At 62.8% G+C, this 25,039-nt stretch carries 24 protein-coding genes; 17 read left to right on the forward strand and 7 right to left on the reverse strand.

Features of this window, described 5'->3' with window-relative positions:
• Position 1 precedes the first annotated feature (1 nt).
• From Q2M23_RS24195 to Q2M23_RS24205, 3 genes are read left to right on the forward strand one after another with little or no spacing between them, the layout of a single operon-like run.
• The gene (locus Q2M23_RS24195) at positions 2-2,944 is read left to right on the forward strand and encodes a formate dehydrogenase subunit alpha (RefSeq protein ID WP_316397262.1); all 2,943 of its coding nucleotides are present in this window, start codon (positions 2-4) and stop codon (positions 2,942-2,944) included.
• Positions 2,945-2,957: 13 nt separating this feature from the next.
• Positions 2,958-3,554, forward strand: a complete 597-nt coding sequence (gene fdh3B / locus Q2M23_RS24200) for a formate dehydrogenase FDH3 subunit beta (protein WP_316397263.1) — start codon at positions 2,958-2,960, stop codon at positions 3,552-3,554.
• 41 nt (positions 3,555-3,595) lie between these two features.
• Complete coding sequence (locus Q2M23_RS24205; protein WP_057017138.1) at positions 3,596-4,588, forward strand: formate dehydrogenase subunit gamma; 993 nt, start codon at positions 3,596-3,598, stop codon at positions 4,586-4,588.
• A gap of 30 nt (positions 4,589-4,618) precedes the next feature.
• Here the strand turns inward: Q2M23_RS24205 and Q2M23_RS24210 are convergent, their stop codons facing one another.
• Positions 4,619-4,741 carry a hypothetical protein gene (locus tag Q2M23_RS24210; RefSeq protein ID WP_256520575.1) on the reverse strand — a complete coding sequence of 41 codons (123 nt, stop codon included), beginning with the start codon at positions 4,739-4,741 and terminating at the stop codon, positions 4,619-4,621.
• Between the two features lie 619 nt (positions 4,742-5,360).
• Between Q2M23_RS24210 and Q2M23_RS24215 the strand changes: the two genes are divergently transcribed.
• The gene (locus Q2M23_RS24215) at positions 5,361-6,005 is read left to right on the forward strand and encodes an ATP-dependent Clp protease proteolytic subunit (protein WP_316397264.1); all 645 of its coding nucleotides are present in this window, start codon (positions 5,361-5,363) and stop codon (positions 6,003-6,005) included.
• A gap of 440 nt (positions 6,006-6,445) precedes the next feature.
• Entirely contained in the window at positions 6,446-6,763 is a 318-nt protein-coding gene (locus tag Q2M23_RS24220; RefSeq protein ID WP_316397265.1) for a hypothetical protein, read from the forward strand.
• Between the two features lie 36 nt (positions 6,764-6,799).
• On the opposite strand, the gene Q2M23_RS24225 is transcribed toward Q2M23_RS24220, so the two are convergent.
• Positions 6,800-7,210 (reverse strand): hypothetical protein, encoded by a 411-nt coding sequence (locus tag Q2M23_RS24225; RefSeq protein ID WP_316397266.1) that lies wholly within the window; start codon positions 7,208-7,210, stop codon positions 6,800-6,802.
• Positions 7,211-7,614: 404 nt separating this feature from the next.
• Here Q2M23_RS24225 and Q2M23_RS24230 point away from each other — a divergent pair, with 404 nt between their 5' ends.
• Entirely contained in the window at positions 7,615-8,694 is a 1,080-nt protein-coding gene (locus Q2M23_RS24230) for an AI-2E family transporter (protein ID WP_076826310.1), read from the forward strand.
• Entirely contained in the window at positions 8,694-9,131 is a 438-nt protein-coding gene (locus Q2M23_RS24235; protein ID WP_038374727.1) for a potassium channel family protein, read from the forward strand. Before Q2M23_RS24230 ends, Q2M23_RS24235 begins: the two co-directional genes overlap by 1 nt.
• 6 nt (positions 9,132-9,137) lie before the next feature.
• Here Q2M23_RS24235 and Q2M23_RS24240 read toward each other — a convergent pair whose 3' ends face one another.
• Positions 9,138-9,806: a helix-turn-helix domain-containing protein gene (locus tag Q2M23_RS24240; RefSeq protein ID WP_316397267.1), complete on the reverse strand. Its 669-nt coding sequence runs from the start codon at positions 9,804-9,806 to the stop codon at positions 9,138-9,140.
• Positions 9,807-10,154: 348 nt separating this feature from the next.
• On the opposite strand from Q2M23_RS24240, the gene Q2M23_RS24245 reads away from it, so the two are divergent.
• The 3 genes from Q2M23_RS24245 to Q2M23_RS24255 all read left to right on the forward strand — a co-directional run bounded on the left by Q2M23_RS24245 (position 10,155) and on the right by Q2M23_RS24255 (position 13,198).
• On the forward strand, positions 10,155-11,903 hold the full coding sequence (locus Q2M23_RS24245) for an ABC transporter substrate binding protein (protein ID WP_159109522.1): 1,749 nt from the start codon (positions 10,155-10,157) through the stop codon (positions 11,901-11,903).
• A 118-nt stretch (positions 11,904-12,021) separates the two neighbouring features.
• Complete coding sequence (locus tag Q2M23_RS24250) at positions 12,022-12,654, forward strand: response regulator transcription factor (protein ID WP_168856818.1); 633 nt, start codon at positions 12,022-12,024, stop codon at positions 12,652-12,654.
• Positions 12,655-12,850: 196 nt separating this feature from the next.
• Positions 12,851-13,198 carry a response regulator gene (locus Q2M23_RS24255; RefSeq protein WP_309145033.1) on the forward strand — a complete coding sequence of 116 codons (348 nt, stop codon included), beginning with the start codon at positions 12,851-12,853 and terminating at the stop codon, positions 13,196-13,198.
• 16 nt (positions 13,199-13,214) lie between these two features.
• Here Q2M23_RS24255 and Q2M23_RS24260 read toward each other — a convergent pair whose 3' ends face one another.
• Together Q2M23_RS24260 and Q2M23_RS24265 are read right to left on the reverse strand one after the other, a co-directional pair.
• Positions 13,215-13,796 (reverse strand): invasion associated locus B family protein, encoded by a 582-nt coding sequence (locus Q2M23_RS24260; protein ID WP_316397268.1) that lies wholly within the window; start codon positions 13,794-13,796, stop codon positions 13,215-13,217.
• Positions 13,797-13,823: 27 nt separating this feature from the next.
• A complete protein-coding gene (locus Q2M23_RS24265) occupies positions 13,824-14,711 on the reverse strand; it encodes an alpha/beta hydrolase family protein (protein WP_316397269.1) in 888 nt (295 codons plus the stop codon).
• Between the two features lie 163 nt (positions 14,712-14,874).
• Here Q2M23_RS24265 and Q2M23_RS24270 point away from each other — a divergent pair, with 163 nt between their 5' ends.
• The 3 genes from Q2M23_RS24270 to Q2M23_RS24280 all read left to right on the forward strand — a co-directional run bounded on the left by Q2M23_RS24270 (position 14,875) and on the right by Q2M23_RS24280 (position 20,031).
• Positions 14,875-16,569 carry a SulP family inorganic anion transporter gene (locus Q2M23_RS24270; protein ID WP_316397270.1) on the forward strand — a complete coding sequence of 565 codons (1,695 nt, stop codon included), beginning with the start codon at positions 14,875-14,877 and terminating at the stop codon, positions 16,567-16,569.
• 185 nt (positions 16,570-16,754) lie between these two features.
• The gene (locus Q2M23_RS24275) at positions 16,755-19,505 is read left to right on the forward strand and encodes a decarboxylase (RefSeq protein WP_316397271.1); all 2,751 of its coding nucleotides are present in this window, start codon (positions 16,755-16,757) and stop codon (positions 19,503-19,505) included.
• Positions 19,506-19,596: 91 nt separating this feature from the next.
• Positions 19,597-20,031, forward strand: coding sequence for a hypothetical protein (locus Q2M23_RS24280; RefSeq protein ID WP_316397272.1), 435 nt, complete (start codon positions 19,597-19,599; stop codon positions 20,029-20,031).
• A gap of 42 nt (positions 20,032-20,073) precedes the next feature.
• On the opposite strand, the gene ppk2 is transcribed toward Q2M23_RS24280, so the two are convergent.
• Together ppk2 and Q2M23_RS24290 are read right to left on the reverse strand one after the other, a co-directional pair.
• Positions 20,074-20,874 carry a polyphosphate kinase 2 gene (gene ppk2 / locus Q2M23_RS24285; protein WP_057017150.1) on the reverse strand — a complete coding sequence of 267 codons (801 nt, stop codon included), beginning with the start codon at positions 20,872-20,874 and terminating at the stop codon, positions 20,074-20,076.
• 22 nt (positions 20,875-20,896) lie between these two features.
• Positions 20,897-21,352 (reverse strand): hypothetical protein, encoded by a 456-nt coding sequence (locus tag Q2M23_RS24290; protein WP_057017151.1) that lies wholly within the window; start codon positions 21,350-21,352, stop codon positions 20,897-20,899.
• A 155-nt stretch (positions 21,353-21,507) separates the two neighbouring features.
• Between Q2M23_RS24290 and Q2M23_RS24295 the strand changes: the two genes are divergently transcribed.
• The 4 genes from Q2M23_RS24295 to Q2M23_RS24310 all read left to right on the forward strand — a co-directional run bounded on the left by Q2M23_RS24295 (position 21,508) and on the right by Q2M23_RS24310 (position 25,022).
• Positions 21,508-21,945 (forward strand): hypothetical protein, encoded by a 438-nt coding sequence (locus Q2M23_RS24295; protein WP_316397273.1) that lies wholly within the window; start codon positions 21,508-21,510, stop codon positions 21,943-21,945.
• A complete protein-coding gene (locus tag Q2M23_RS24300; RefSeq protein ID WP_316397274.1) occupies positions 21,938-23,170 on the forward strand; it encodes an HlyD family secretion protein in 1,233 nt (410 codons plus the stop codon). The genes Q2M23_RS24295 and Q2M23_RS24300 overlap by 8 nt, the downstream gene beginning before the upstream one ends.
• 24 nt (positions 23,171-23,194) lie before the next feature.
• Positions 23,195-23,608: a hypothetical protein gene (locus tag Q2M23_RS24305; RefSeq protein ID WP_229189524.1), complete on the forward strand. Its 414-nt coding sequence runs from the start codon at positions 23,195-23,197 to the stop codon at positions 23,606-23,608.
• A gap of 91 nt (positions 23,609-23,699) precedes the next feature.
• Positions 23,700-25,022: a TAXI family TRAP transporter solute-binding subunit gene (locus tag Q2M23_RS24310; protein WP_316397275.1), complete on the forward strand. Its 1,323-nt coding sequence runs from the start codon at positions 23,700-23,702 to the stop codon at positions 25,020-25,022.
• Positions 25,023-25,039: the final 17 nt, after the last annotated feature.

A 25,039-nucleotide genomic window follows, 5' to 3' on the forward strand; every position in this document is an offset into this window, starting at 1 on the left:
CGTGCTGATCAAGCGAACAAACCAGCGTTCCCTGCGCCAAGGCTCCGCCGCCAGCTCCCTTGCAGATCAGGCCGGTGGCCTCGACCGCCGCAGCTTCCTGCGCAAATCCGGTCTTGCCGGCGGCGCGCTTGCCGCATTCGGCAGCTTGCCGCTCGGCAGCGTGCGCAAGGCGGAAGCCGCGGCGGCCGGTCCGCTCACGGCGGGAGCGACCGTGCGCAAGAGCATCTGCACGCATTGCTCGGTTGGGTGCACGGTGACGGCCGAGGTCTTGAACGGGGTATGGATCGGCCAGGAGCCGAGCTGGGATTCTCCGATCAATCGCGGCTCGCATTGCGCCAAGGGCGCCTCCGTGCGTGAGCTCGTGCACAGCGAGCGGCGGCTGCGCTATCCGATGAAGCTGGTGGGCGGGCAGTGGACCCGCGTCTCCTGGGACACCGCGATCAATGAGATCGGCGACAAGATTCAGGCTGTTCGTGAGAAGTCGGGTCCCGATTCCGTCTATTGGCTCGGCTCAGCCAAGATGACCAACGAAGGCGCCTACCTGTTCCGCAAGCTCGGCGCGTTCTGGGGCACCAACAATACCGATCACCAGGCCCGCATCTGCCATTCAACCACCGTCACCGGCGTCGCCAACACCTGGGGCTACGGCGCGATGACCAACAGCTACAATGACATCCGCAATGCGAAGACGCAGGTCATCCTGGGCGGCAATCCGGCCGAGGCGCATCCCGTCTCGCTGCAGCATCTGCTCGAGGGCAAGGAGCTGCAAAGGGCCAACTTCATCGTCATCGACCCGCGGCTGACGCGCACCGCCGCGCACGCGACCGAATATGTGCGGATGCGGCCGGGTACCGACATTCCGGTGCTCTACGGCATGATGTGGCACATCCTGCAGAACGGCTGGGAGGACAAGGAGTTCATCCGGCAGCGCGTCTACGGTTTCGACGACCTCAAGAAGGAGGTCGAGAAATGGCCTCCTGAGGAAGTCGAGCGCGTCACCGGCATTCCCGGCGAGCAGCTCAAGCGCGTCGCCAAGATGTTCGCCACCGAGAAGCCGGCAACGCTGATCTGGGCCATGGGCCAGACGCAGAAGACCGTCGGCACCGCCAATGTGCGGGCGAGCTGCATCGCGCTGCTGATGACCGGCAATGTCGGCAAGGCCGGCGCCGGCGCCAACATCTTCCGAGGCCACGACAACGTGCAGGGCGCGACCGATGTCGGGCTCGATATCGTCACGCTGCCGTTCTACTACGGCCTTGCCGAAGGCGCCTGGAAGCACTGGTCGCGGGTCTGGGAGGTCGACTATGACTTCCTGAAGGCGCGGTTCGATTCCAAGCAGATCATGGAAACCCCCGGCATTCCGCTGACCCGCTGGTTCGAGGCGGTGACGTTGCCGAAGGAGCAGGTTGCGCAGAAGGACAACGTGAAGGCGGTGTTCGTGCAGGGACACGCCTCCAACAGCATCACCCGTATCCCTGAATCCCTCAACGGCCTGAAGGCGCTCGAGCTGCTCGTCATCGCCGATCCGCATCCGACGACCTGGGCCTCGCTCGCGGTCGAGGCGGGACGCACCGAAGGCGTCTACATTCTCCCGGTCGCCACCCAGTTCGAGTGCAAGGGGTCGCGCGTCGCTTCCAACCGCTCGCTGCAATGGGGCGAGCAGATCGTGAAGCCGATCTTCGAGTCGAAGGACGATCTCGAAATCATCTATCTGATGGCGAAGAAGCTCGGCTTCGCCGATCAGATGTTCAAGAAGATCAAGGTCGAGAACAACCTGCCCGAGGCCGAGGACGTGCTGCGCGAGATGAACCGCGGTAGCTGGTCGACCGGCTATTGCGGACAATCGCCCGAGCGCCTCAAGGCGCACATGAAGAACCAGGCGAAGTTCGACATGCTGACGATGCGGGCGCCAAAGGATGATCCCGAGGTTGGCGGCGACTATTACGGGCTGCCTTGGCCGTGCTGGGGATCACCCGAGGTCAGGCACCCCGGCACGCCACTGCTCTACAACACCAATCTGCACGTGATGGACGGCGGCGGCACGTTCCGGCCGCGGTTCGGCGTCGAGCGCGAGGAGAAGCTGCCGGACGGCACGGCGCGGAAGGTGAGCCTGCTCGCGGACGGCTCGTATTCGTTGGGGTCGGGAATCCAGGATGGCTATCCGGAATTCACGCTGGCGAGCCTGAAGAAGCTCGGCTGGGACAGCGAGCTCACCGAAGCGGAAATGGCCGTGATCAACAAGATCAATCCGGCCAATCCGGACACGGTGTCGTGGTCGCTCGATCTGTCGGGCGGCATTCAGCGCGTCGCGCTGGCGCACGGCTGCGTGCCCTACGGCAACGGCAAGGCGCGCATGAATGCCTTCGGCTTGCCGGATCCGATCCCGGTTCACCGCGAGCCGATCTATACGCCACGCGTCGATCTCGTCGCCAAATACCCGACGCTGCCCGACGCCAAGCAGTTCCGGATGCCCAATATCGGATTCTCGGTGCAGAAGGCCGCGGTGGAGAACGGCATTGCAAAGCAGTTTCCGCTCATCCTCTCGTCCGGCCGTCTGGTCGAATATGAGGGCGGCGGCGAGGAGACGCGCACAAACCCGTGGCTCGCCGAGTTGCAGCAGGACATGTTCATCGAGATCAACCCTGTTGATGCCGCCGACCGCGGTGTCAAGGACGGCGGCTGGGTCTGGGTCACCGGCGCCGAGAACAATTCCAGGGCAAGGATGAAGGCGCTCGTCACCGAGCGGGTCGGCAAGGGCGTCGCCTGGATGCCCTTCCATTTCGGCGGCTGGCTTGCGGGCAAGGATCTTCGCGGCAACTACCCGAAGGGCACCGATCCGATCGTGCTCGGCGAAAGCGCGAACACGATCACCACCTACGGATACGATCCCGCGACGGGCATGCAGGAGCCCAAGGTCACTCTCTGCCAGATCGCGGCGGCATAAGGGAGCAACGACGATGGCACGTATGAAGTTTCTCTGCGACGCCGACCGTTGCATCGAGTGCAACGCCTGCGTCACGGCCTGCAAGAACGAGCACGAGGTGCCTTGGGGCATCAACCGCCGCCGGGTCGTCACCCTCGCCGACGGCAAGCCGGGCGAACGCTCGGTCTCGATGGCCTGCATGCACTGTACGGACGCGCCCTGTGCGGCGGTGTGCCCGGTGAATTGTTTCTATACCACCGCCGACGGCGTGGTTCTGCACTCCAAGGATCTCTGCATCGGCTGCGGCTACTGCTTCTACGCCTGTCCGTTCGGCGCGCCGCAATATCCGAAGGTCGGCAATTTCGGCTCGCGCGGAAAAATGGACAAATGCACCTATTGTGCCGGCGGTCCCGAGGCCGATGGCAGCAAGGAAGAGTACGAGAAATACGGCGCGAACCGGCTTGCCGAAGGCAAGCTGCCGCTGTGCGCGGAGATGTGCTCGACCAAGTCGCTGCTCGCCGGCGACGGCGAGATCATTGCCCAGATCTATAAAGAGCGCGTGCTGAAGCGCGGCTACGGCTCAGGCGCATGGGGCTGGAAGACCGCCTATCGCGAGACGATCGAGTCCTGACGACGACCTGGCGCGGGTCGCGTCGATATCGGGAGGACCTTATGGCGTGTTTTGCACGATGTGTTCGGCTCGTCATTGGCGTGGCTGGACTCCTGCTGCTCGTCTCCGCGGCTTCCCCGTCCGTAGCCCAGCAGGTCAACCCGACCGCAAGCGCGGTCAAGGAGCAACAGCTCCTGCAGGAACTGAACCGGGTGCAGGGACGCGTCAGCATACCCGACCAGCGCTCGGGCGTTCTCGAACAGCCGGCCGGCCGTGAATGGCGCGAGTTCCGGAACGTGACGCTGCGCTGGATCGGCGGCATCGCCATTCTTGGCATGCTCGCGGCGCTGGTCATCTTCTATCTCAGCCGCGGGATGGTGCGGCTGCAGAGCGGTCGTTCCGGCCGGACCATCGTGCGCTTTTCCGCATTCGAGCGCTTCGTGCACTGGATGACGGCGACTTGCTTCATCATTCTGGCGATCTCGGGGTTGAACGTCACTTTTGGACGTCCATTGCTGCTGCCGTTGATCGGCCACGAAGCGTTTTCCGAATGGTCGCAATGGGCGAAATATGTTCACAACTATCTCAGCTTCCCGTTCACCATCGGCGTCGTGCTGATCTTCCTGATGTGGATCGCCGGCAATATCCCGAACAAGGCGGATGTCGACTGGATCAAGCGCGGCGGCGGCATCGTCGGGCACGATCATCCGCCGGCCTATCGTTTCAACGCCGGCCAGAAGGCGATCTACTGGATCGTGGTCATCGGCGGAGGTCTGGTGGCAGCGACGGGATATGCGCTGATGTTCCCCTTCTACCTGTCAGGCATCGAAGGGATGCAGCTCGCGCAGATCGTCCACTCCATCGTAGCGATGCTCTTCACGGCAGTGATGTTGGCGCACATCTATATTGGAACGATCGGCATGGAAGGCGCGTTCGAGGCGATGGGAAGCGGCACCGTCGATGTCAATTGGGCCAGGGAGCACCACAGCCTCTGGCTGGAAGAGGAGAATGCGCGCGATGCTCGACCCCAGCCCTCCGTCACCGCGGCGGAGTAGGGGGGCGCGCAGCCGTTGAACGCGAACTTGCTACAGCCGTACGCCCGTCGTTGCAAAGGCCTGTGCGACCGGTTCTTGCACCCGGTTTAGCGCCAGGGCCCCGAATGCCGACACGACGACGGCGGCCACGCAGGCGAGCAAGAAGACTTTCATTGTCGTTCTCCCAAATCGATCGGGATGCAGTGGGAGTTTACACAAGATGAAGCATCGCGGACAGCGTTGTCCGGCGCGTGTGGGCGGCCATCGCTCAAGCCATGGGGCGCAAGCGGCGGCTTTCGGGACGCTGCACCATCGAGACGCCGCATCCCGCGTTAGGTTGCCTTGGCGACCAGCAGGTCGCGTGGAGCGTGGATTGATCGCGCATGTCGAGCCTTAATGGGATTCCTCAGGCGGTCCGGTCCCCTCAAGGATCGGGGGCAAAAAGAAATTAATGAAATGAATGACTTAAGGTAGAGATTGTCGGTGACCCCGATGCTGGATTGGACTGGCTGATCCCAGGGTCACGGTAGATGATGTTTGCTCTCGGCACAGAGCGTGCGCTTCTAGACGTCAAAATGGCGCTCCCGCCTGCGCGCTTGCTGAATTGGGTTTGATTCAGATCAACCCACGATGCGCGTCGATGCTCTGTCTATGGTGTGAGGTACCGGGTCCAATGGGGAGCGCCGTGGCAGCCTGGAAGCACGCTTTGAGGGTCCTCCGCGCGACATTTATCGATGGCGACGCAAACAGCCGGAGCGCCACGCATGGGTCGATGCGGATTGCAGGATGCGTTTTGAGCATCGCGGTCGTGCTGACCTCGACGAACTGTCTCGCGATGGAGTTTTCCCGTGTCCAGGGGTGCTTTGGAGATGTCTTGAAGCTCAGTGGAGATATCAGGGATGGGGACTTTGTCCGCTTTCGCGGATATCTGGCGACTGAGCGTCGGGTCGTTGGCCTCGATCTCGATTCCCGAGGTGGGTCACTCTACGAAGGCTTCCGAATCGCCATGCTCGCGCACCAGAGGCAAATCGCCAGTTACGTTTCCGGAGAATGCGACTCGGCATGCGCTTTCATTTTCCTGGCGAGCAGGAAGCGTTATGTGGCGCCAAATGCCAAGATCGGCGTCCATTCGGTTTCCAATTTACACGGCAACGAGGACAGTCGAACGATTCGTGACACGATCAAGCTTGCGAGGTTGTCGGCCAAGCTCCGTATTCCTCCGTCGGCCATCGGCAGGATGGTCATGACTCCGCCGGGAAAGATCTCCTATTTGAATAAGGAGGAACTCGCTTCGCTGAAGGTCATGGAGCGGAATCCGTTTGATCGCACGGCGACCGCGGAATCAAGGAGTGGCTCCATGTGCGGCGCGGCGCCCTCGAAGAGCGCGTCGGAGGAGGAGCGGCCGATGCGGAACGCCGCCGGCTCGAAGGGAAGCTAGGGCGCTGGTTGAGCGGGCTTTGGCGCCGAACCGGCTCGTATAGCCCAATTGGGTCAGTCAAGCCGTCGCACGTGACCCTGACTGCTTGGCACAAGCTGCACTGGTCTCTCCATTCCACCGCGATCTACAATCGCAGCCATGGGGTATACCAGCGACAGATTTCGGCGAGTGCGTGGCGCAAGCCAGCCGGCTGGCGCTCGCAATTGGCTGCTTCGCTGGCTTGAAGAGGCCGACGGCGATATTGCCTTCAAGGTCGTGGTCGTGACGGCCGGGATGCTGTCGACCGCGGCGATCGCCTTTGGATTGCTATCGTCCTGAGCGCGCCTCTTGTTTGCCGCGCGTGATGCTGGAATTGTCGTTCTGAGGTGCTCCGCCCGTGAAGCTCTGACAAGATGAGATATCGTCTTCAGCACGACACGGATCATTCACGGCGGCAATGAATGCACTTCGAATTAGCTGAAAAATCGAGCGGACGTCGAGACCGTCTGGCGGCCAGGTTGGGCGTCGGGACCTGCGCCGCGACCTTCCTGTTTTGCTGCGCGCAACAGACGGCCGCGCTGCCGCTGACGCCTTTCCGCTATGAAGCCCAGGCTCAGCGGCATTGCCCCGGCGATAGCGTGGTCTGGCTCGATTTTCGGCGCGGACGCTACTACCTCAAAGGGCAAAGCCGCTATGCCAGGGGCTTCGATGGCAGCTTCGTGTGCAGGAATGAAGCGCGCGAGAGCGGCTATCGGCGTTCGCTGCTCGGCCTTCGGTGACATCACCGAAGGCCGGCCTGTCACGTAAAGCCGGCACTACCATCCGTCATAGTAGCGTGGCCGATCGTAATAGCCGTAGCCTCCGCCCGGCGGGCAATAGTCGTAGCCATAGCCGCCGCCATAGCCGTATCCACCGCCATAGTAGGGATACCCGCCATAGTAGGCCGAGCTCGCGATGGCTCCGCCAACGATCGCACCGGCGGCTGCAGCGCCCCAGCCTCGATAGCCCCATCCACGATAGCCTCCCCAGCCGCCGGTGCCGCGCCAACCGCGATAGCCCCAGCCGCCGCCGCGCCAGCCGCCCCAGCGCACCTGAAGGGCGGTGTTGCTCTCGACCATGCCCTTCATGGCCGCGACGTTGGTCGGCAACGGGGCCGCCTGGCTCGCGCCAATGCCGACCATGCTCGCAAGCAGGATCAAGGCCGGCAGGGTCTTGGTGTTCTTCATGACGTCCTCCACATCGGGGTGACACAGGCAGTCGCGACCGAAAGGCAGCCAAATCGAAAGCGGCTTTCCGATCCATGAGGACGCCGAGCCTGTCAGCCGCGGCCGGCCCGAAGCTTGATTTGAATCAAAGTGGCAAGAGGGCGGTGCGGACGATTGATCCTGCGCCTGGGACAATTGCCGCGGATAGGCAGGACGCCGCCTGATGGGGCGCGATCGCGCTCGTGATCCCGAGCGCGAATGCATCCCGGCGAAGTCGGAGCGGCCCCCGATTCCTGCCCCCGAACCGGGCCGCTTCCTCGGTGAAAGTCCGGACGCGTCACGCTTGATCTGAATCAAGCCGTGCGCAGCAAGGCGATGGCATCGCTTCCCGCGTAGCTGCTGATGCTCGATTCGAAAGCACGCTCTTGAAAACCCTTCGCCAGCTCGTGACCGGAGACGAGTTCGTCCAGCTCGCAATTCGCCTCGGATTGCTGGCACTGTTGATCTACTGGTCGTTCGTCCTGGTCAGCCCGTTCGTGCCGATCCTGGCCTGGAGCGTCGTGCTCGCGGTCGCGCTCTATCCCGTCTTCACCTGGCTCGCAGCAATGCTCGGCGGCCATACCGGCGTCGCGGCGCTCGTGCTGACCTTGATCTCTCTGGGAGTCGTCATCGGGCCGGCGACCTGGCTCGGAATTGGAGCGGTAGAGGGGGTGAGGGAGCTCGCCGAACAACTCGGCGCCGGCCACGTTGTCGTGCCGTCGCCGCCGCCCGAGATCAAGGATTGGCCGCTGATCGGCGGCCCACTCCATGAGATCTGGGATAGGGCGTCGACCAATCTGCGTGCCGTGCTGCGCGAGGTCGTGCCGCAACTGAAGCCGTTGGCCGGGACCCTGTTTGCATTTGCCAGCGATGCCGGGATCGGGATGCTGAAGTTTCTGCTGGCGGTCGTCGTGGCAGGGTTTCTGTTTCCCTATGGCTTGCAGCTTGCGGCGGCGTGCCGGAGCTTCCTGTCCCGCATCGTGCCGGAGCAGAGCGAGCACTTCCTCGACCTTGCAGGTGCGACCATCCGGGCGGTTTCCCGCGGCGTCATCGGCGTCGCCGTCCTGCAATCGCTGCTGGCCGGCATTGGCTTCAAGCTGGCGGGGATCCCGAGCGCGGGGCTGCTGGCGTTTGTCGTGATGCTGCTCGCGATCGTGCAGATCGGGGCGGCAATTGTGCTGTTTCCGGTCATCATCTGGCTATGGTCGGCCAAGGATTTCACGACCGCACTCGCCCTCACGTTCTTCTTCCTGGTCGTCGGCGTCCTCGACAATGTGCTGAAGCCGCTGGTGATGGGGCGGGGCCTGACCACGCCGGCGCTCGTCATCTTTGTCGGCGTGATCGGCGGCACGCTTGCCCACGGCATCGTGGGCCTGTTCATCGGTCCAATCATTCTCGCGGTCGCCTGGGAATTGCTCACGGCATGGATCCGGGACGACCGCGCCCGGCTGGCGGGAGAGCGATAATGCTGTTTCAGCTCCTCGTGGGATCGGCGGTGAGCGCGATCAATATCGCGATCCATTCGCTGTGGACCGTCGCGGCGATCGGGTTGCTTCGCAACGTTGCCTTGAGCGCGGCCGGCCGGGCGGGGCTCCAGCTCAGCGGCGTGATGGTCGCAACCGCGCTTGCGCTGATGCTGGCTCACACGCTCGAGATCGTGGTGTGGAGCCTGGCCTATTGGGTGCTCGGCGCCGCGCCCGCCGGCAGCAATCTGCTGTATTTCGCCTTTGTGAACTACACCACGCTCGGCTATGGCGACGTCATCCCGGTCAAGCAGTGGCTGTTGATCGGACCGATGGCGGCCATGAACGGCATTCTCATGTTCGGGTGGTCGACCGCGGTCTTGTTCGAGGTGTTGCAAAAGACCATCGAGCGCCAGGCGGCGCTGACGAAATCTCCCTGACGTCGGCTAGTTGTCCAGCCTGGACAGCTGGTCGCGGTCGACCAGCATGATCTCGCGCTGGTTCGAGCCAAGGAAGTTGAGCGCGCCATAGGCGTGCAGCTTGGATAGCGCACGTGACACGGTTTCGAGCGTCAGTCCGAGATAGTCGGCAATATCACGCCGGCACATCGGCAAGGCGACGACACCGACTCCGGTCAGCCGGCGATCCATTTCGAGCAGAAAAGCCGCAACCCGCTCCAATGCGGTCTTGCGGCCGAGTAGCAGCATGTGCTCCTCGGCATGCCGCAGGTTGCTGGTCGTCATGACCAGCAGGTTGCGAGCCAGGGCGAAATCGGAGTCGGCCACGCGTTCGAGGCTGATCCGCCTGATCAGGTGCACGTTCGTGTCGACGATGGCTTCCGCGGTAAAGCGATGGGTTTCGGCATTCTCGAGGCCGAAAATATCCCCGACGAGGTGAAAGGCACCAATCTGGCGGCGTCCGTCGGAAAGCAGCTTGTAGCTGCGGACCGCTCCTGAAGCGACCTGGTAGACGTACTCCGCCGGCTCCTTCTCACCGTAGATCTCGGTGCCTTTCCTGTAGTGGAATTCGCTGCTGACGCAGTTGGCGTGCCGGGCGGTCAACCCACCGAGGATGCTCGGCACATTGGCGGGTCTGGCATTGACGCGAGCAAACATGGACTAACTCTCTCGGGTAACAACTGATGCAGCGTCCGCGGCGGCTCGAAATGCTTTTGTCCGCGCGCAATAACTACGACAGGGCCCGGCCGGTCTCTATTGGTCTTGAGGTCATTGTCCTAAAGGACAGGGTGCGCAAAATGCGGCAATTTGTTCGTAAATTGGTGCGCACAGTCTTAGATTACTTTTCAATTTTCTCGGCGACAACCGGGTGCTAGGTTTTGAACCCGTTGGTCTCCGGCTCCGAACGTTATGGGCAGTGCAATTCGGCTCTCTGGACTGATCATCCTGCTGGCTGCTTTGTTGGCACCGGCTGATCTCCGGGCGCAACAAACGCGCCCGCATTCCATGCTGGTGCTGGACCAGTCCGATCGACGTGGCCCCTTCTACTACCAGGTGTTCGTTGGCCTAAGGGATGCGGTGAGCGCTCACGGGCACGCGCCGACCACCGTCTACACCGAAAGCCTCGATCTCAATCGCTTCGGCGGCGAGGCCTATCAGGAGGATTTCCGGCGATTCCTCGAGGCGAAATATCGCGATCGGCCGATCGGCGTGGTGGTCACCATTGGCGCGGCTGCGCTTGAGCTTGCGCTCCGCTGGCGCCCTCAGCTCTGGCCCGACACGCCAATCGTGTTTTCGCTGGTCGAAGAGGCTGATTTCAAGCGATTGCAGCCGCCGGCCCATGTTACCGGCGGCATCGTGAACTTGAAACTCAAGGATGCCGTCACGGCTGCCCGCGCCATGATGCCAGGCCTCAAGACTGTCGTGCTGGTTGGCGCGGACTGGGACCGGCAAGTTCTGTTTCGCAATTGGAAAGACCAGGCAGCGGCCGGCATTCCGGGCCTCGACATCATCGAGATCATCGGACGTCCGATGCCCGAGATCGTTGAGCGGGTCGCGGCGCTCCCCGATCATAGCGCGATCATCTACACGGGCCTCTATAGCGACGGCAAAGGCAACTATTATCCGCCGTCGGATGCCCTCACATTTGTCGCGGCAAGAGCCAATCGTCCGATTGTCGTCGCCGCGGAGACCTTCCTCGGGGCGGGCGGCATCGGCGGATTCGTCATAGTTCCGTCGCTGATCGGTGCCGAGGCTGCGGGAAGGGCGCTGCGCATTCTGGATGGCGAGGCGCCCGAAGGCCTGCCACCGTCGGTCATCGATGCGGTGAAGCCGATCTTCAACTGGCGGCAGATGCAGCATTGGGGCGTCAGCGAAGCCAGTCTGCCAAAAGGTAGCGAAATTCGCTTCCGTGAGCCATCCTTCCTGGAAAAATATCGTTGGCGGGCCGTTGCGCTGGCAGTGGCGCTGCTGGTTCAAACCGCGCTGATTGCGTTCCTGCTCCACGAGCGTCACATGCGGCGGAGTGCCGAGGTCGAAGCCCGCAGTCGCCTGTCCGAGCTCGCCCATATCAATCGGCAGGCTACTGCCGGAGAACTCTCGTCCTCGATCGCCCATGAGCTCAACCAGCCGCTGGGCTCGATCCTGACCAATGCCGAGAGCGCGGAGCTGATCCTCGCTTCGCCGACGCCCGACCTTCAGGAGGTGCGGGAAATCATTTCCGACATCAAGCGTGATGATCTGCGCGCAAGCGAGGTGATCCGCAGGATGCGCAGCCTGCTCAAGCGTGCGCCATTTGAGAAGAAGGAGATCGACCTCAACCAGACCATGCGGGAAGCATTTGATTTCCTCAAGCTGCAGGCCTCGACGCGCAACGTCGCGATCTATCTGCAGACCTCGCCGCAGACCCTGCGGGTGAAGGGCGATCCGGTGCAGTTGCAGCAGGTCATTCTCAACCTCGTCGTCAACAGCATGGACGCGATGGCCAAAATGCCCTACGGGCGCACCATCATCGGCCGTACGGAAGTCAATGGGGACGCGTCGGCGGTGATTTCCATCAGCGATTCCGGGCCGGGAATTCCGCAGGACAGGCTGAACGATATCTTCGATCCGTTTTTCACCACAAAGGAGCAGGGCATGGGCATCGGCCTGTCCATCGCACGGACGATCGTTCTGGCGCATAGCGGCCAGCTCTGGGCCGAGAATCAGTCCGGAGGAGGGGCGGTATTCCACCTTTCGCTGCCGCTGGCCGCGTAGCGCGTTTGGGTCTTGTTTGCCGGAGTGCAAGGTTCGATTTACGACGAACGCAGCATTTTCAGATCGCCGCTGATGGACATTCTACAGGTAGCGGCGATCACCCGGCGATGGAGCAGCAATGCACGCTTACGTGCACATAGTCGACGACGACGCCTCGTTTCGCGCAGCGCTCGAGCGCCGGCTCAAGCTCGCAGGCTATCGTGTCGTCACCTACGCATCGGCCCGGGAATTGCTCGACCAATTGCCCGACGACGAAGGGGCCGGCTGTATCCTGCTGGACGTCCGCATTCCCGGAATGAGTGGTCCGGAGCTGCAGCGTCGCCTCAACGAGCTGGGATCGACGCTCCCGATCGTATTCCTGACCGGACATGCCGACACGGCGACCACCGTCCAGGCGATCAAGGCAGGTGCCGAAGATTTTTTGACCAAGCCGATCGCGTCGGAACAGCTGATCGAGGCGATCAATCGCGCCCTTGCGCGGCACGAACTGGCCCGCGGCCGGCGAACCAGGCTCGATTCGCTGCGCGCGCTGCTGGCGAAGCTGACCCCGCGCGAGCGGCAGGTGTTCGATCTGATTGTGTGCGGCCGGATCAACAAGCAGATTGCTCACGAGCTTGGCACGACCGAACGCACGATCAAGGCGCATCGTCACCAGGTCATGGAGAAGATGCAGGTGCAGTCACTTGCCGAGCTGGTTTCGATCGCCGAGCAGCTCGGCACGCGCGCATCCGGTGGCGAGGTCAAGGCTTGATCGGCCTGGCAGCTCTGCCCCTCCTGTCCCATGGTACAATATGAAAGCTCTGTGACGCGGCGTATCTCCGATCTTGGCCGCGAGAATATTGCGCGCCGGTAGCCGCTTGACGTGCCCTTTATCCATACGCGGGCGAAGGTCATTCAGCGATAGGGTGAGGCTTCAGGATTTGCCGACCGCGAAACTCGTTTTCGTCGTGGATGATAATCCCTCCATGCTCCGTGGAATCGGACGGCTTCTACGGCAGTTTGGATTTGCATCCAGGTTATTCGAGACCGGAAGCGCGTTACTGAGACATGGCAGCTTTGACAGCGCGGTCTGTCTGATATTGGACATCAATCTCAGCGATGGGTCCGGGATCGAACTGCGGCACCGCCTGGCGGATCAGGGCATCGAAATCCCCGTCATCTACATCACCGGAAATGACAATCCGGCGACGCGCATGGCGGCAACGGCATCGGGATGCGTGGCCTATCTGACCAAGCCATTCACTGCCAATTCGCTGATCCAGCCGATTGAACGGCTGTTGGCCGGCGTGGTCTAGCGGTTGCCGGTCTCGATCATTCATCGATGACTTGATCGAGCGTCAGCGCAGGCGCGCCCTTGCGCACGCTTGCAAAGCGGTCGAGCGGCACCGATGTCGTCATCGTCAAAATGCTGGTGTCGACGACCTCGATCGAGAGCGTCTTTCCGCCATCCATGTCCTCGAGAAGCTTGGGATCGGCGACATCGGCCGCGATGCACATGTTGGTCGCGCACCAGGTGTAGGGCAGCCGATGAACCGCCTTCTGGTCGACCGATAGCTTGACGCCGGCTTGCAGATACATTCCGACCGGCAGGAATAGCTGGACGCGGCTGCTGCCGTCCTCTCGCTCGATCAGATCGAGGCGAACGGCCGTCTGCCCGGTGGGGAAGGTGCCGGTGATCGTCGTTCGGCACAACGTCTTGGCGCCGGCGGCGTTGAAGCAGACCTTTCGCCACTCGCCATACTTGATGTCTCGCACCGGCTGACGTGCCCCCCGCGGGGCTACTTCGCCGCCGTCCTTCACCGTAGCAGGCGGTGAGGGCGTCTGTTGACCGTGGGCAGCACTGATGCCGGCCGCAAACAGCGCCAACTTCGCCAAGGCACCATATCGGACCATGGATGCTCCTCCAGCGTGAACGGCCGCCTAGCGAACCTTGTCTAGAAATCGTTCGACCAAAGGCGACCACGTGGGAATGGAATCGGGAGAGCCGATCAGGAAATGTCCTTCGTCGCCGAACGGCGGCAAAAGATGGTACTCGGCACGACCGCCGGCGCGCGTGAAGGCCTCGTGCATTCGCTTCGACAGGGCCGGGCCGAAGAATGTGTCGTTCTCGATGTAGAACCACAGCATCGGCACCCGCGATGTATGGCCAAACATGCCGGTGGCCTCGACCAGTCTGTCGGGGCCGCAATTGTTGTTGGGTTTGCCATCGACGCGGCCGCCGCGGCCTGCGGCGAAGGTGATGATGGCCTTGACTTGCGGCGGGTTGAGGCTCGACAGCGCGATCGCAGCCCAGCCGCCGGCCGACTGTCCGACGACGATGACATCCTTCGGCAAGGTGCGCTTTTCGGCGGCCATGTAATCAATGATCCAGAGATCGACCTGCGCGACGGCCAGGCCCGCATCGAGGAAATTCGGATTGGTGCATTTGCCGACCTTGGAGAAGAATGGGCCATAAAGACCGCGTTCAGGAATATCGATGGCCGCCGCGCCATAGCCGGTACCGACCGGCGCCACCACGAGATAGCCGCGCCGTGCAAACCACATTGCGGCATCGCGAAATTCGACCAGCGGGAAGAAGCTGCGATCCCTGGCATTCAGTGACACGCCGTGGTTCATGATGACCAGTGGGAAAGGGCCATCGCCGAGCGGACGGACCAGATAAGCGAACATCGGCAGCGGGGTAGGCAGCGCCCAGATCTCTTCCTGGATGCGCTGGGACGTGTCTTGGTCCTCCGCGCGCGCCGGAGCGATCAGGCCAAGCAACAGCAGCGCTGCGGTTGCGAGGGTCCGTAAGCGGTGCTGACGCATGCCATGCGCTCCGGCAGTCATCTGGCAAATCTGCAGGTCACGACGATCGAGCCGCGCAAGATCAGAAGCACATTTGAGCACTTCGAGGCTTGATCTGAATCAACGCGCATCGGGCCCGCCGGCGCAACCACATGCGACCATTGTGCGTCATACGGCGGGCTTGATGTCGATCCAGGCAGAGACGAGTTGGATGCGCTGGTTTCCGCCGGCGAACTGGCTCGCCGACTACCGGGCATCCTGGCTCGGGGCGGACGCAATCGCCGGGGTCACGCTGGCGGCCTACGCGATCCCGGTGTCGCTGGCCTATGCGGGGCTCGCGGGTCTGCCGCCGCAGATCGGCGTCTATGGCTATCTGCTCGGCGGCGTAGGCTACGCCCTGCTGGGCTCGTCCCGGCAACTCGCGGTCGGACCCACGTCGGCGATCTCGCTGATGATCGCCGGCGCCGTCGGCATACTGGCCGGCGGCGACGCCACCCGTTACGGGCAGATTGCCAGTCTCGTGGCCTTCAGCGTCGCCGTGCTCTGCCTGATTGCCTGGCTGTTCAAGCTCAGCCTGCTGGTGCGGCTGATCAGCGACAGTATTCTGGTGGGCTTCAAGGCCGGAGCGGGGCTCACCATCATCATGAGCCAGCTGCCCAGCCTGTTCGGCGTGGCAGGCGGCGGTCACAATTTCTTCGACCGCGCGATCAAGCTAGCGGGCCAGCTCGGCGACACCAGGCCGTTGGTGCTCGGCATTGGTGTGGCTGCGATCGTGCTGCTCCTGTTCGGTGAGAAGAGACTGCCCGGAAAACCCATTGGGCTGGCAGTGGTCGCGCTGTCCGTCCTCGCGGCCAGTGCATTCGGGCTCGCAGAATTGGGACTTCCGGTGACCGGGCCGATCCCGACCGGGTTGCCGACGATGTCGTTCCCGACGTTTGGCTTGCTTGAATTTGACGATCTCTTTCCGATCGCCGCCGGATGCCTCGTGCTGGCCTATGTGGAAGGGGTGTCTGCCGCGCGCAGCTTTGCGGCAAAGCATGGCTACCCGCTGGATGTCAGACAGGAGTTTCTGGGACTCGGCGCGGCCAATCTCGCCGCGGCCTTCGGGCATGGTTATCCCGTCGCCGGCGGGTTGTCGCAGTCGGCCGTGAATGACGCCGCCGGCGCACGCACGCCGCTGGCGCTGGTGTTCTGTTCGGCAACCCTCGCGCTCTGCCTGCTGTTCTTCACGGGCCTCCTGACCAATCTGCCGAAGACCGTGCTCGCCGCGATCGTTTTCTCAGCCGTCTACAAACTGGTCGATATTGCGGCGCTCGCCAGAATGTGGCGGATCAGCCGGATCGATTTCTATGCCGCTATCATCGCGCTGGTGTCCGTCCTGTTCCTCGGGATATTGCAGGGCGTGCTGCTGGCGGCCGTCGCTTCGATCTTCCTGCTGCTGTTGCGGGCGTCGCAACCCAATATCGCGTTTCTGGGCCGTCAAGCCGGCAGCGGGCGCTATTCCGACCGGGCGCGACACGATGATGTCGAGCCCTTGACCGGGATCATCGCGTTCCGCCCGGAAACCTCGCTGCTTTATGTCAATGCCGAGACGATCTTCGAAACGGTGCTGGCGGCGCTTCGGATGTCGCCCGACGTCAAGCTGGTGGCCTGTGACCTGTCGGCCTCGCCGTTCATCGACCTTGCGGGGTCGCGCATGCTGCACGACCTTCACCAGGAACTCGCATCGCGCCAGATCACATTCTGCATCGTCGGCGCGCACGCGCAGTTGCGGGATCTGCTTCGGGCGGATGGTCTTGCCGACAAGACCGATAGCGGCGACTGGATGCGTACGCTCGACAGCGTATTGAGCAACAGGAAGCCGCAGGCAGGAATCTAGCGTGCGCGGCCGCACGGACTGCCGCGACATTCCAGCCTTGTTGCGTCGCAAGACGTCGCGACCATGCGCGCTTGGGGAGCTGTCTCAATCCAGCTTGCAGCTTGACTTGGATCAAAGGGCGCAACGGGCCCGGTTTGTACGATTGGACAGAACCAGCGCTGAGATCACGAGATCGGGAGACACTCATGGCCAACGACGCGAAGCCGGCACAGCAGCGCATCGATCAGTTCTTCTCTGGGCCCGGCGGACGAGCCGACAATTGGCGCGATCTGGTCGAGGCGGCGAAGGTGTGGAGCAGGGGCGGCAACCGTGCGGCGTATGACGCGGCGCTGTCGGCGCTTGCGGTGACGGAGGAGTTTCACGGCTATCCGGGCCTTCGTTTGATGGCGGCGCTGAAGGAAGCTGCGGCGGAGGGCGACGCCGCCACCTCGCATATGCTTGCGACGCGGATCGCCCAGGCGCTTCAGACAAAATCCTTCCGCCAGCATGCAGGTGACTGGAGCACGCAGGACGAGGGCAATGGCGACGTTCCCGATCTGCTTCCGCCAACTCTGGGGCAATCGGCGGTGCGCCGTCCTTACTTCGAGACCCTGATCGTGACCGGGGTGCCGGCCAGCAACTGGCCCGGGCTCCTGGCGGAATGGCGCAAGCTGCGGCGTCCGGTCGACGCCTTCATCTATGAGCCCGTGGTCGTGGGCAACCTCGAGGACGCCTTCTGTGCGGCCATGCTGAACCCCAATATTGCGGCGGTGGTGATCAATGAAGGCTTCGGGCTGCGCTCGCGCCACGATGCGCCGGTGCTTCGTGCCATGACCGGCGCCATGGGGCTCAGCGAGGAGTCCGATGCGTCCGCGCTCCGGTTGGCCCATATCCTGAAGCGGGTGCGTCCCGAGCTTGACCTCTACCTGATGTCCAACCGCGACGTCGAGGAGTTGGCCGGCAATCCCGAAGCCGATGTGGTGCGCCGCGTGTTCTACTCGGTCGAGGATATCCTCGAATTGCACCTTTCAATTCTGGAGGGCGTGCAGGATCGCTTCGACACGCCGTTCTTCGACAATTTGAAGAAATATGCGCAGCGGCCGATCGGCACCTTCCACGCGCTGCCGATCGCGCGCGGCAAGTCCGTGTTCAAGTCGGACTGGATCCGCGACATGGGCGAATTCTACGGGCTAAACCTGTTCCTTGCCGAGAGCAGCGCGACCACCGGCGGCCTCGACAGCATGCTGGAGCCGACCGGCAACATCAAGAAGGCACAGGAGAAGGCCGCGCGCGCGCTCGGCGCCGACCGCGTGTACTTCGTGACCAACGGCACCTCGACATCCAACAAGATGGCGGTGCAGGCGCTGCTGGGTCCCGGCGACATCGCAATCGTCGACCGCAATTGCCACAAGTCGCACCACTACGGCATGGTGCTGGCCGGCGCGCAGCCGCTCTACGTCGAGGCATTCCCGATGACGGAATACTCGATGTATGGCGCGGTGCCGCTACAGACGATCAAGCAGGCACTTCTGAACGCGAAGGCGGATGGCCGGCTCGACCGGGTCAAGCTGATCGACCTGACCAATTGCACCTTCGACGGCCACATCTACAACACGCGGCGGGTGATGGAGGAATGCCTCGCGATCAAGCCTGACCTGATCTTCCTCTGGGACGAGGCCTGGTTCGGCTTCGCGCGGTTTTCGCCGTTCCTGAGGCGGCGAACCGCGATGGGCGCGGCGAATGAGATCGAAGCCTGGATGCGCGATCCCAGGTCGGTCGCCGCCTATGAGAAACAGCAGGCCGAGCTCGGCAAGAATCCGTCCGACGAGGTTCTGCTCAAGACCAGGCTGATCCCCGATCCGCGCCAGATCCGGCTGCGCGTCTACCAGACCAACTCGACGCACAAGTCGATGTCGGCGATCCGCCAGGGCTCGATGCTGGCGGTCAAGGACATCGAATTCCACACCGTCGAAGCGCAGTTCAAGGAGGCCGTATTCACGCACGCCTCGACCAGCCCGAACCAGCAGCTGATCGCGAGCCTCGACGTCTCGCGCCGGCAGATGGAGCTCGAGGGATATGGACTGGTGGCCAATGCCATGGAGATCGCGTTCGCCATCCGCAACGCGGTCAACACCAATCCGTTGATTTCGAGATATTTCCGCGTTCTTGGCGCGGATGCCATGGTGCCGAAGCAATACCGCCAGAGCGGATTTACCGACTATCTGGCGGCCGGGACCAACTGGGCTAGCGCCCTGAAGAGCCTGAACGACGACGAGTTCTGCCTCGATCCGACCCGCATGACGCTGGTCTGCGGCACCGCCGGGTACGACGGAACGTCGTTCAAGGGGCTGCTCGCCAGCCGCTACAACATCCAGGTCAACAAGACCTCGCGCAACTCGGTCCTGATCCAGTCCAACATCAACAATACGCGGAGCGACGTCGCGCATCTCGTCCGGGTGCTGGCCGAAATCTCCGGCGAAATTGATCGCGGCCTCGCCAAGGGCGGCGCGAACGCCAGGGTCGACTTCGACATGCGGGTCAACAGCCTGATGAAGGATGTCCCCGATCTGCCGAACTTCTCGCATTTCCACGACGCCTATCGCGGCGATGCCGGCGCGAAGACGAATGAGGGCGACATCCGCGGCGGGTTCTATTCGGCCTATGACGCGGCAGGATGCGAATATATTCGCCTGCACGATCCCGAGATCGACAGGCGTCTGAAGAACGGGCCCGCTCTCGTCTCCGCCAACTTCGTGATTCCCTATCCGCCGGGCTTCCCGATCATGGTCCCTGGCCAGGTTATCACGCAGGAGACCATCGATTTCATGCGCAAGCTGGATGTGAAGGAGATCCATGGCTACGACGCGGCCGAGGGCTTGAAGCTGGTGACGACCGAGGCATTGGGCAGGATGGGCAAGCCGCGAGCGGCCGCGCCGAAGTTCAAGGCTGCATCATAGACGAAGGAGATTCCGCAAGGCGTCTTCGCATTCTTGCGGCGATGAGTCTTGCGCAACGAGGCGTAACGCAACCGGTTCCTGGAGGGACATGATGAGGAAAGTGAGTTTGATCGGAGCTCTTGCAATGCTGGCCATTGGATTGGCCGGCTTCAGCACGCCGTCGCCGGCTGAAACCGGCTCGGTCGCCGTCATCTTCACCAAGGGTGGATTCATCGTTGGTGTCGGAGGCGGCGAGGGCGTCTTGACGCTGCGCGGCAAGCACTATCCGTTCACGGTGTCGGGCATGAGCGTCGGCTTCACGATCGGCGCCTCGACCACCAAGCTGGTCGGGCGCGCCCTCAATCTCAGAGGGCCTGCCTCGATCGAAGGCTCCTACAGCGCGGCAGGCGCCGGTGGGGCGATCGCCGCGGGCGCCGGCGGCGTGCAGCTTCAGAACGCCAATGGCGTGATCCTGCAGCTCAGCGGCCCGAAGGTCGGCGCCGAAGTCTCGGCCGCCGTGGGCGGGGTTTCCATCCGCTTGAAGTAGGTCCAAGGGAGGCCGGCCGCGCGCCCTGCGCGGCCTGTCCTCTCAGTAGCGTTCCTCGACGAACTTCATTCCGCGCAGTCCGGCCTGATCGTTGTAGCGACCCTTGTTGGAGCGCTTGGGGAGCTTGACCTTGTCGCGCTTGACCCGTCCGTGAGGAATTGTCTTCAGCAGGAACGAGATGCAATTCAGCCGCGCCCGCCGCTTGTCGTCGGAACGGATGACGTTCCAGGGCGCGTGCTTCGAGCTCGTCGCCTTGAACATCAGGTCGCGCGCGCGGGAGTAATCATACCAGCGGCGATAGGATTCGGTGTCCATCGGGCTCAGCTTCCATTGCCGCATCGGATCGTCGATCCGCGCCCTGAAGCGGCGCTCCTGCTCCTCCATCCCGACCTCGAGCCACAGCTTGATCAGGATGATGCCGCCCTCGATGATGTATTGCTCCATCTGCGGGCAGAGGGAAAGGAATCGCTTGTGCTCCGCCGGCGTGCAGAACCCCATCACATATTCGACGCCCGCGCGATTGTACCAGCTGCGATCGAAGATCACGATCTCGCCGGCCGCCGGAAACTGCTGCATGTAGCGCTGGATGAAGAGCTGGGACTTCTCACGATCCGAGGGCGCGGGCAGGGCGACCACGCGAAACACGCGCGGGCTGACCTTCTCGGTCAGGGCCTTGATCGTTCCGCCCTTGCCGGCCGCATCGCGTCCCTCGAACAGGATGATGACCCTGAGCTTGTTCGCCTGTACCCAATCCTGGAGCTGGCAGAGCTGGGCCTGCAGCTTCTGCAGCTCTTCCTCATAGTCCTTGCGCTTCATCTTCTCGGTCGGCTTGTCTTTCGCCATGGATATCCGTCCATCGTTTCAACTAATCACCCCAGGCAATGACAATGCCGATGTCGCCGGGCATGCCGCCGGGGTAATCAACGATCTGATAGCGGATGCGGTAGCCGCGCGGCTGCAGGTAGTCAGCCCAGAGCTGGTATATTTCCTTAGGGATACCCGTCAGCGTCTTCTCCCAGCCGGCCTCCATCTGATTGATCGCTCGCCCCTTGTCGGAGCACAGCGAGTTCGGGAAGCGATAGACCTGGACCTCGCTCAAACCATTGCGCACCGCCCGCTGAATCACCGTCGACGCCAGCTTGACCTTCTCGTCCTCGGTAAGCCCGGAGGGCTTGCTCAGCCGCTCGATCAACGCGCGCTTCTCGGCTTCGATAGCAGCCGCACGCTTGGCATGCTCCTCGGCCTTCTCCGCTTCCTTGAGCGCTGCCTGCTTCTGGATCTCGTGCGCCTTCGGGATCAGGTCATCGATCTTGTTTCGCATGGCTGGGGACTCCTAACCCGATCTTCCACCTTGCCCCCGGAACGGTAGAGATGAGCCGACCGGCTTCCTTGATCCAGATCAAGCAAGCGCGATAGGATCGTCAGCAGTGTCGATCAGGATTCGCCTGCGGTGTTATTGCGACCGGGAGACTTGGCTTGAGCGAACAGATGCATCCGGCGGCCCCCCATCATCTGCCGTTTTTCATTCCCGGCGCCGACGGGTCGGACACCCTGATGGTGGTGATGGGCATTTTCCTCGTAGCCACCGTCTTGTGGGTTGGCACTCTGTACTGGAAGCTGCACAGCCTGCCGGAGCGCATGGCGCACAAGAGCCAGAAACTTCAGTTTGAGATCGTCGCCGTTCTCGGCTTGATATCGCTTTTCACCCACATGCATATCTTCTGGGTCGCCGGCCTGTTGCTTGCGCTCATCGACCTGCCGGATTTCGGCACGCCGATGCGCAGCATCGCAGATTCCGTCGAGCGCATAGCCGACGCCACGCCGGGCGCTGCCGAACCGGTAGCCGAATCCGGACCTGGCGGCAGTCCCGACGGCCGGACGCCCGCGAAGCAAGAGGTGCACAACCATGCTTGAGCTGATGATCTGCTCGCTGGTGACGATCCTGCCGGATTACCTCTACCGCCGCTATTGGCAAGGCAAGCGGTTCGGCAAGGAGATCACGTTCTTCTCTGTCTGGTATGAACTGAGATGGGGGATTACCGGCTGCCTGATGCTCACGATCTCGCTGATCACGATGATCTTCTATTTTCATCCCTCGACATCCTCGGCGGCGATCTACTTCAGGACCGTGCCGATCCTGCCCGAAGGCTCCGGACGTGTCGTCGAGGTCAATGTTGGCTTCACCGCGCCGGTGAAGAAGGGGGACGTTCTGTTCCGGCTCGACAGTTCGAAGCAGGAGGCCGCGCTCGAGACCGCCAAGCGAAAGATCGCCGAGGTGGATGCGTCGTTGATCGCGGCGCAGGCCGACGTCGTAAAGGCGGACGCTCAGATCGGGGAGGCGAAGGCCTCCTTGCAGCAGGCCAAGGACGAGCTGGAGGTGAAGAGCGAGTTGCAGCGCCGCAATCCCGGCATCGTGCCGCAGCGTGACATCGAGAAGCTGCAGGTGCTGGTTGATCAGCGGCAGTCCGGCGTCGATGCCGCCAGCGCCGTTAAGGAATCGGCGACGTTGCGCGTCTCCACGCTGTTGCCGGCCGAGAAGGCGAGCGCCGAGGCTGCGCGGGCGCAGGCGCAGGTGGATCTCGACAAGACTTTCGTCCGTGCCGGCGTCGATGGCCGCGTCGAGCAATTCCTCGTTCGCCCCGGGGACCTCGTCGCCCAGATCATGCGGCCGGCCGGAATCCTGATACCGGACGAAGCGGGCCGCAACAGGTTGCAGGCGGGATTCGGGCAGATCGAGGCCCAGGTGATGAAGCCCGGCATGGTTGCGGAAGCCACCTGCATGTCGAAACCCTGGGTGATCATTCCACTGGTCGTCACCAGCGTGCAGGATTTCATCGCCGCCGGCCAGTTTCGGGCCAGCGAGCTGTTGATCGACCCGCAGAATCTGCAACAGCCTGGTTCGATCCTCGTGTTCCTCGAGCCGCTCTACAAGGGCGGCCTTGACGGCGTGACGCCGGGCAGCACTTGCATCGTCAATGCCTACACCAGCAACCATGACGAGATTTCCGATCCGAAAACCGGGGCGTTGAAAGGCTTTGCCCTGCATGCCGTCGACGCGACTGCACTCGTTCATGCCTTGCTGCTACGGATCCAGGCTCTGCTGCTGCCGATCAAGACGCTGGTGCTTAGTGGCCACTGACGGGTGCGAACAGGGAGACAGCAGATGAAACCGGTCCGTAAGCTTCGCGCAATCGTGGCGACGGGCATGATCTTCGGATTGCCGGGTTACGCGCAGGCTTTCGATCTCACGGGTGCCTGGGCCACGAGCGCCGAGCAATGCCGAAAGGTGTTCGCCCACAAGGGCAGGGCGAACCAGCTGACCTTCACGAACTTCTCAGGCGTCTATGGCGGCGGATTCATCGCCGAGCCCGATCGCCTCCGGAGCAAGTTCGAGAACTGCAAGATCAAATCGCGCAAGGACGACGGCCAGACCATCAACATCATCGTCGGTTGTGCGTCCGGAATCATGGTATCGAATGTGCAGTTCTTCCTTAAGGCCGTCGACGACGATACCATTACGCGCCAATTCCCGGGCATCGAGGGGATGGAGGTCAACTATCATCGTTGCAAGATCTAGAGGCATCCGCTCCCCGCGCTGGCTCAGCGCCGCCGGACCGTTGTCGGCTGGCGCCGAACCGATCGAGTGATGCGCCGTGGATCCCAGCAGGTTGCCGAGGTCATTGCGCATCGCCCTGGTGGCCGGCCTTGTGCTTTTGGCGGGGGGTGCGAGCCTGTTCGCCTATCGCTGGTACGAGCGGCCGGCGACCCTGACGATCGCGGTTGGGTCGCTGGACGGCGAGGCCGGGAGGCTGGTCTCGGCGATCGCAGGAAAGTTCGCCCAATCGAAAGCACCAGTCCGGCTCAGCCTGGTCCAGACGCCGGGACCGCTTGAGTCCGCCAAGGCATTCGCGTCCGGAAAGGTGGACCTCGCGGTCGTCCGTGGAGACGTCGGCGATCTATCGCAGGCCCAGGCCGTGATCGTGTTGGCCCACGCCACCGTACTGTTGGTCGCGCCGCCCGGCGCTGCGATATCTGACGTGGCGGAGTTGAAACGCGTCGCGATCGGTGTGATCGGCGCCGAAGCCAATCAGAAGCTGATCAAGGTGCTGACCGACGAATACGATCTGACGCGCGCGGGCGTGACGTTCAAGCCGCTTGCCCCCGCGGACGCGCGCCGGGCGCTCGACACCAAGGAGGTACGGGCGATTCTGCTCGTCATGCCCTTGACCGAAAAATATCTTTCGCTGCTGCGCAATGTCTTCGCGCGCACCACGCGAGCCGGCCCGGTGATGATCGCCATCGAGTCCGCCGGAGCGATCGCCGAGAAAGAGCGCGCCTATGAAAGCTTCGACGTACCCAAGGGAACCCTGCGCGGCTCGCCGCCTGTTCCTGCTGATGACCTGACGACGCTGCAGACGTCGTTTTATCTGGTGGCACAGAAGAAGCTCGGGAATGACGTGATCAGCGACCTGACGCAGTCGATCATGAACGCGCGGCGAGAGTTGCTCGCCGAACTGCCGGCGCTCTCCCAGATCGCTACGCCTGATACCGACGCGGGCGCCTACATTCCCGTGCATCCCGGGGCGGCAGCGGTCTATGAGGGGACCAGGGAGAGCTTTCTCGATCAATGGGGCAATGCGATCTTCCTGGCGCCGATGATCGCTGGCGGGCTTGCGTCGGTGCTCGCGGCGGCGTGGAAGTTTCTCCGCTCGAGCGAGACACCGAGCCGGAAGGAGGCGCTCGACACGCTTTATGCATTGGCAGGGCGAATTCGGATGGCCAGGCGTGTGTCGGATCTCGAAGAGATCGAGCGCGAAATCGATCAGGTGCTGCGTACGCAGCGCGAGCAGCCGGTCGCGGACGACAAGGCCGAGCGTGCCGTCACGGCGGTGAACGTTGCGGCCCATCGGCTCGAGAACCTGATTCACGACCGCCGCATCCACCTTGCGTCGCGACAGCCGGGCCAGGCCGGAAGCCAGGTCGAAAGCTGAGCCGAAGGACAGTTTCC

The sequence above is a fragment of the Bradyrhizobium sp. 33ap4 genome (assembly GCF_032654765.1).
GTDB lineage: Bacteria > Pseudomonadota > Alphaproteobacteria > Rhizobiales > Xanthobacteraceae > Bradyrhizobium > Bradyrhizobium australafricanum.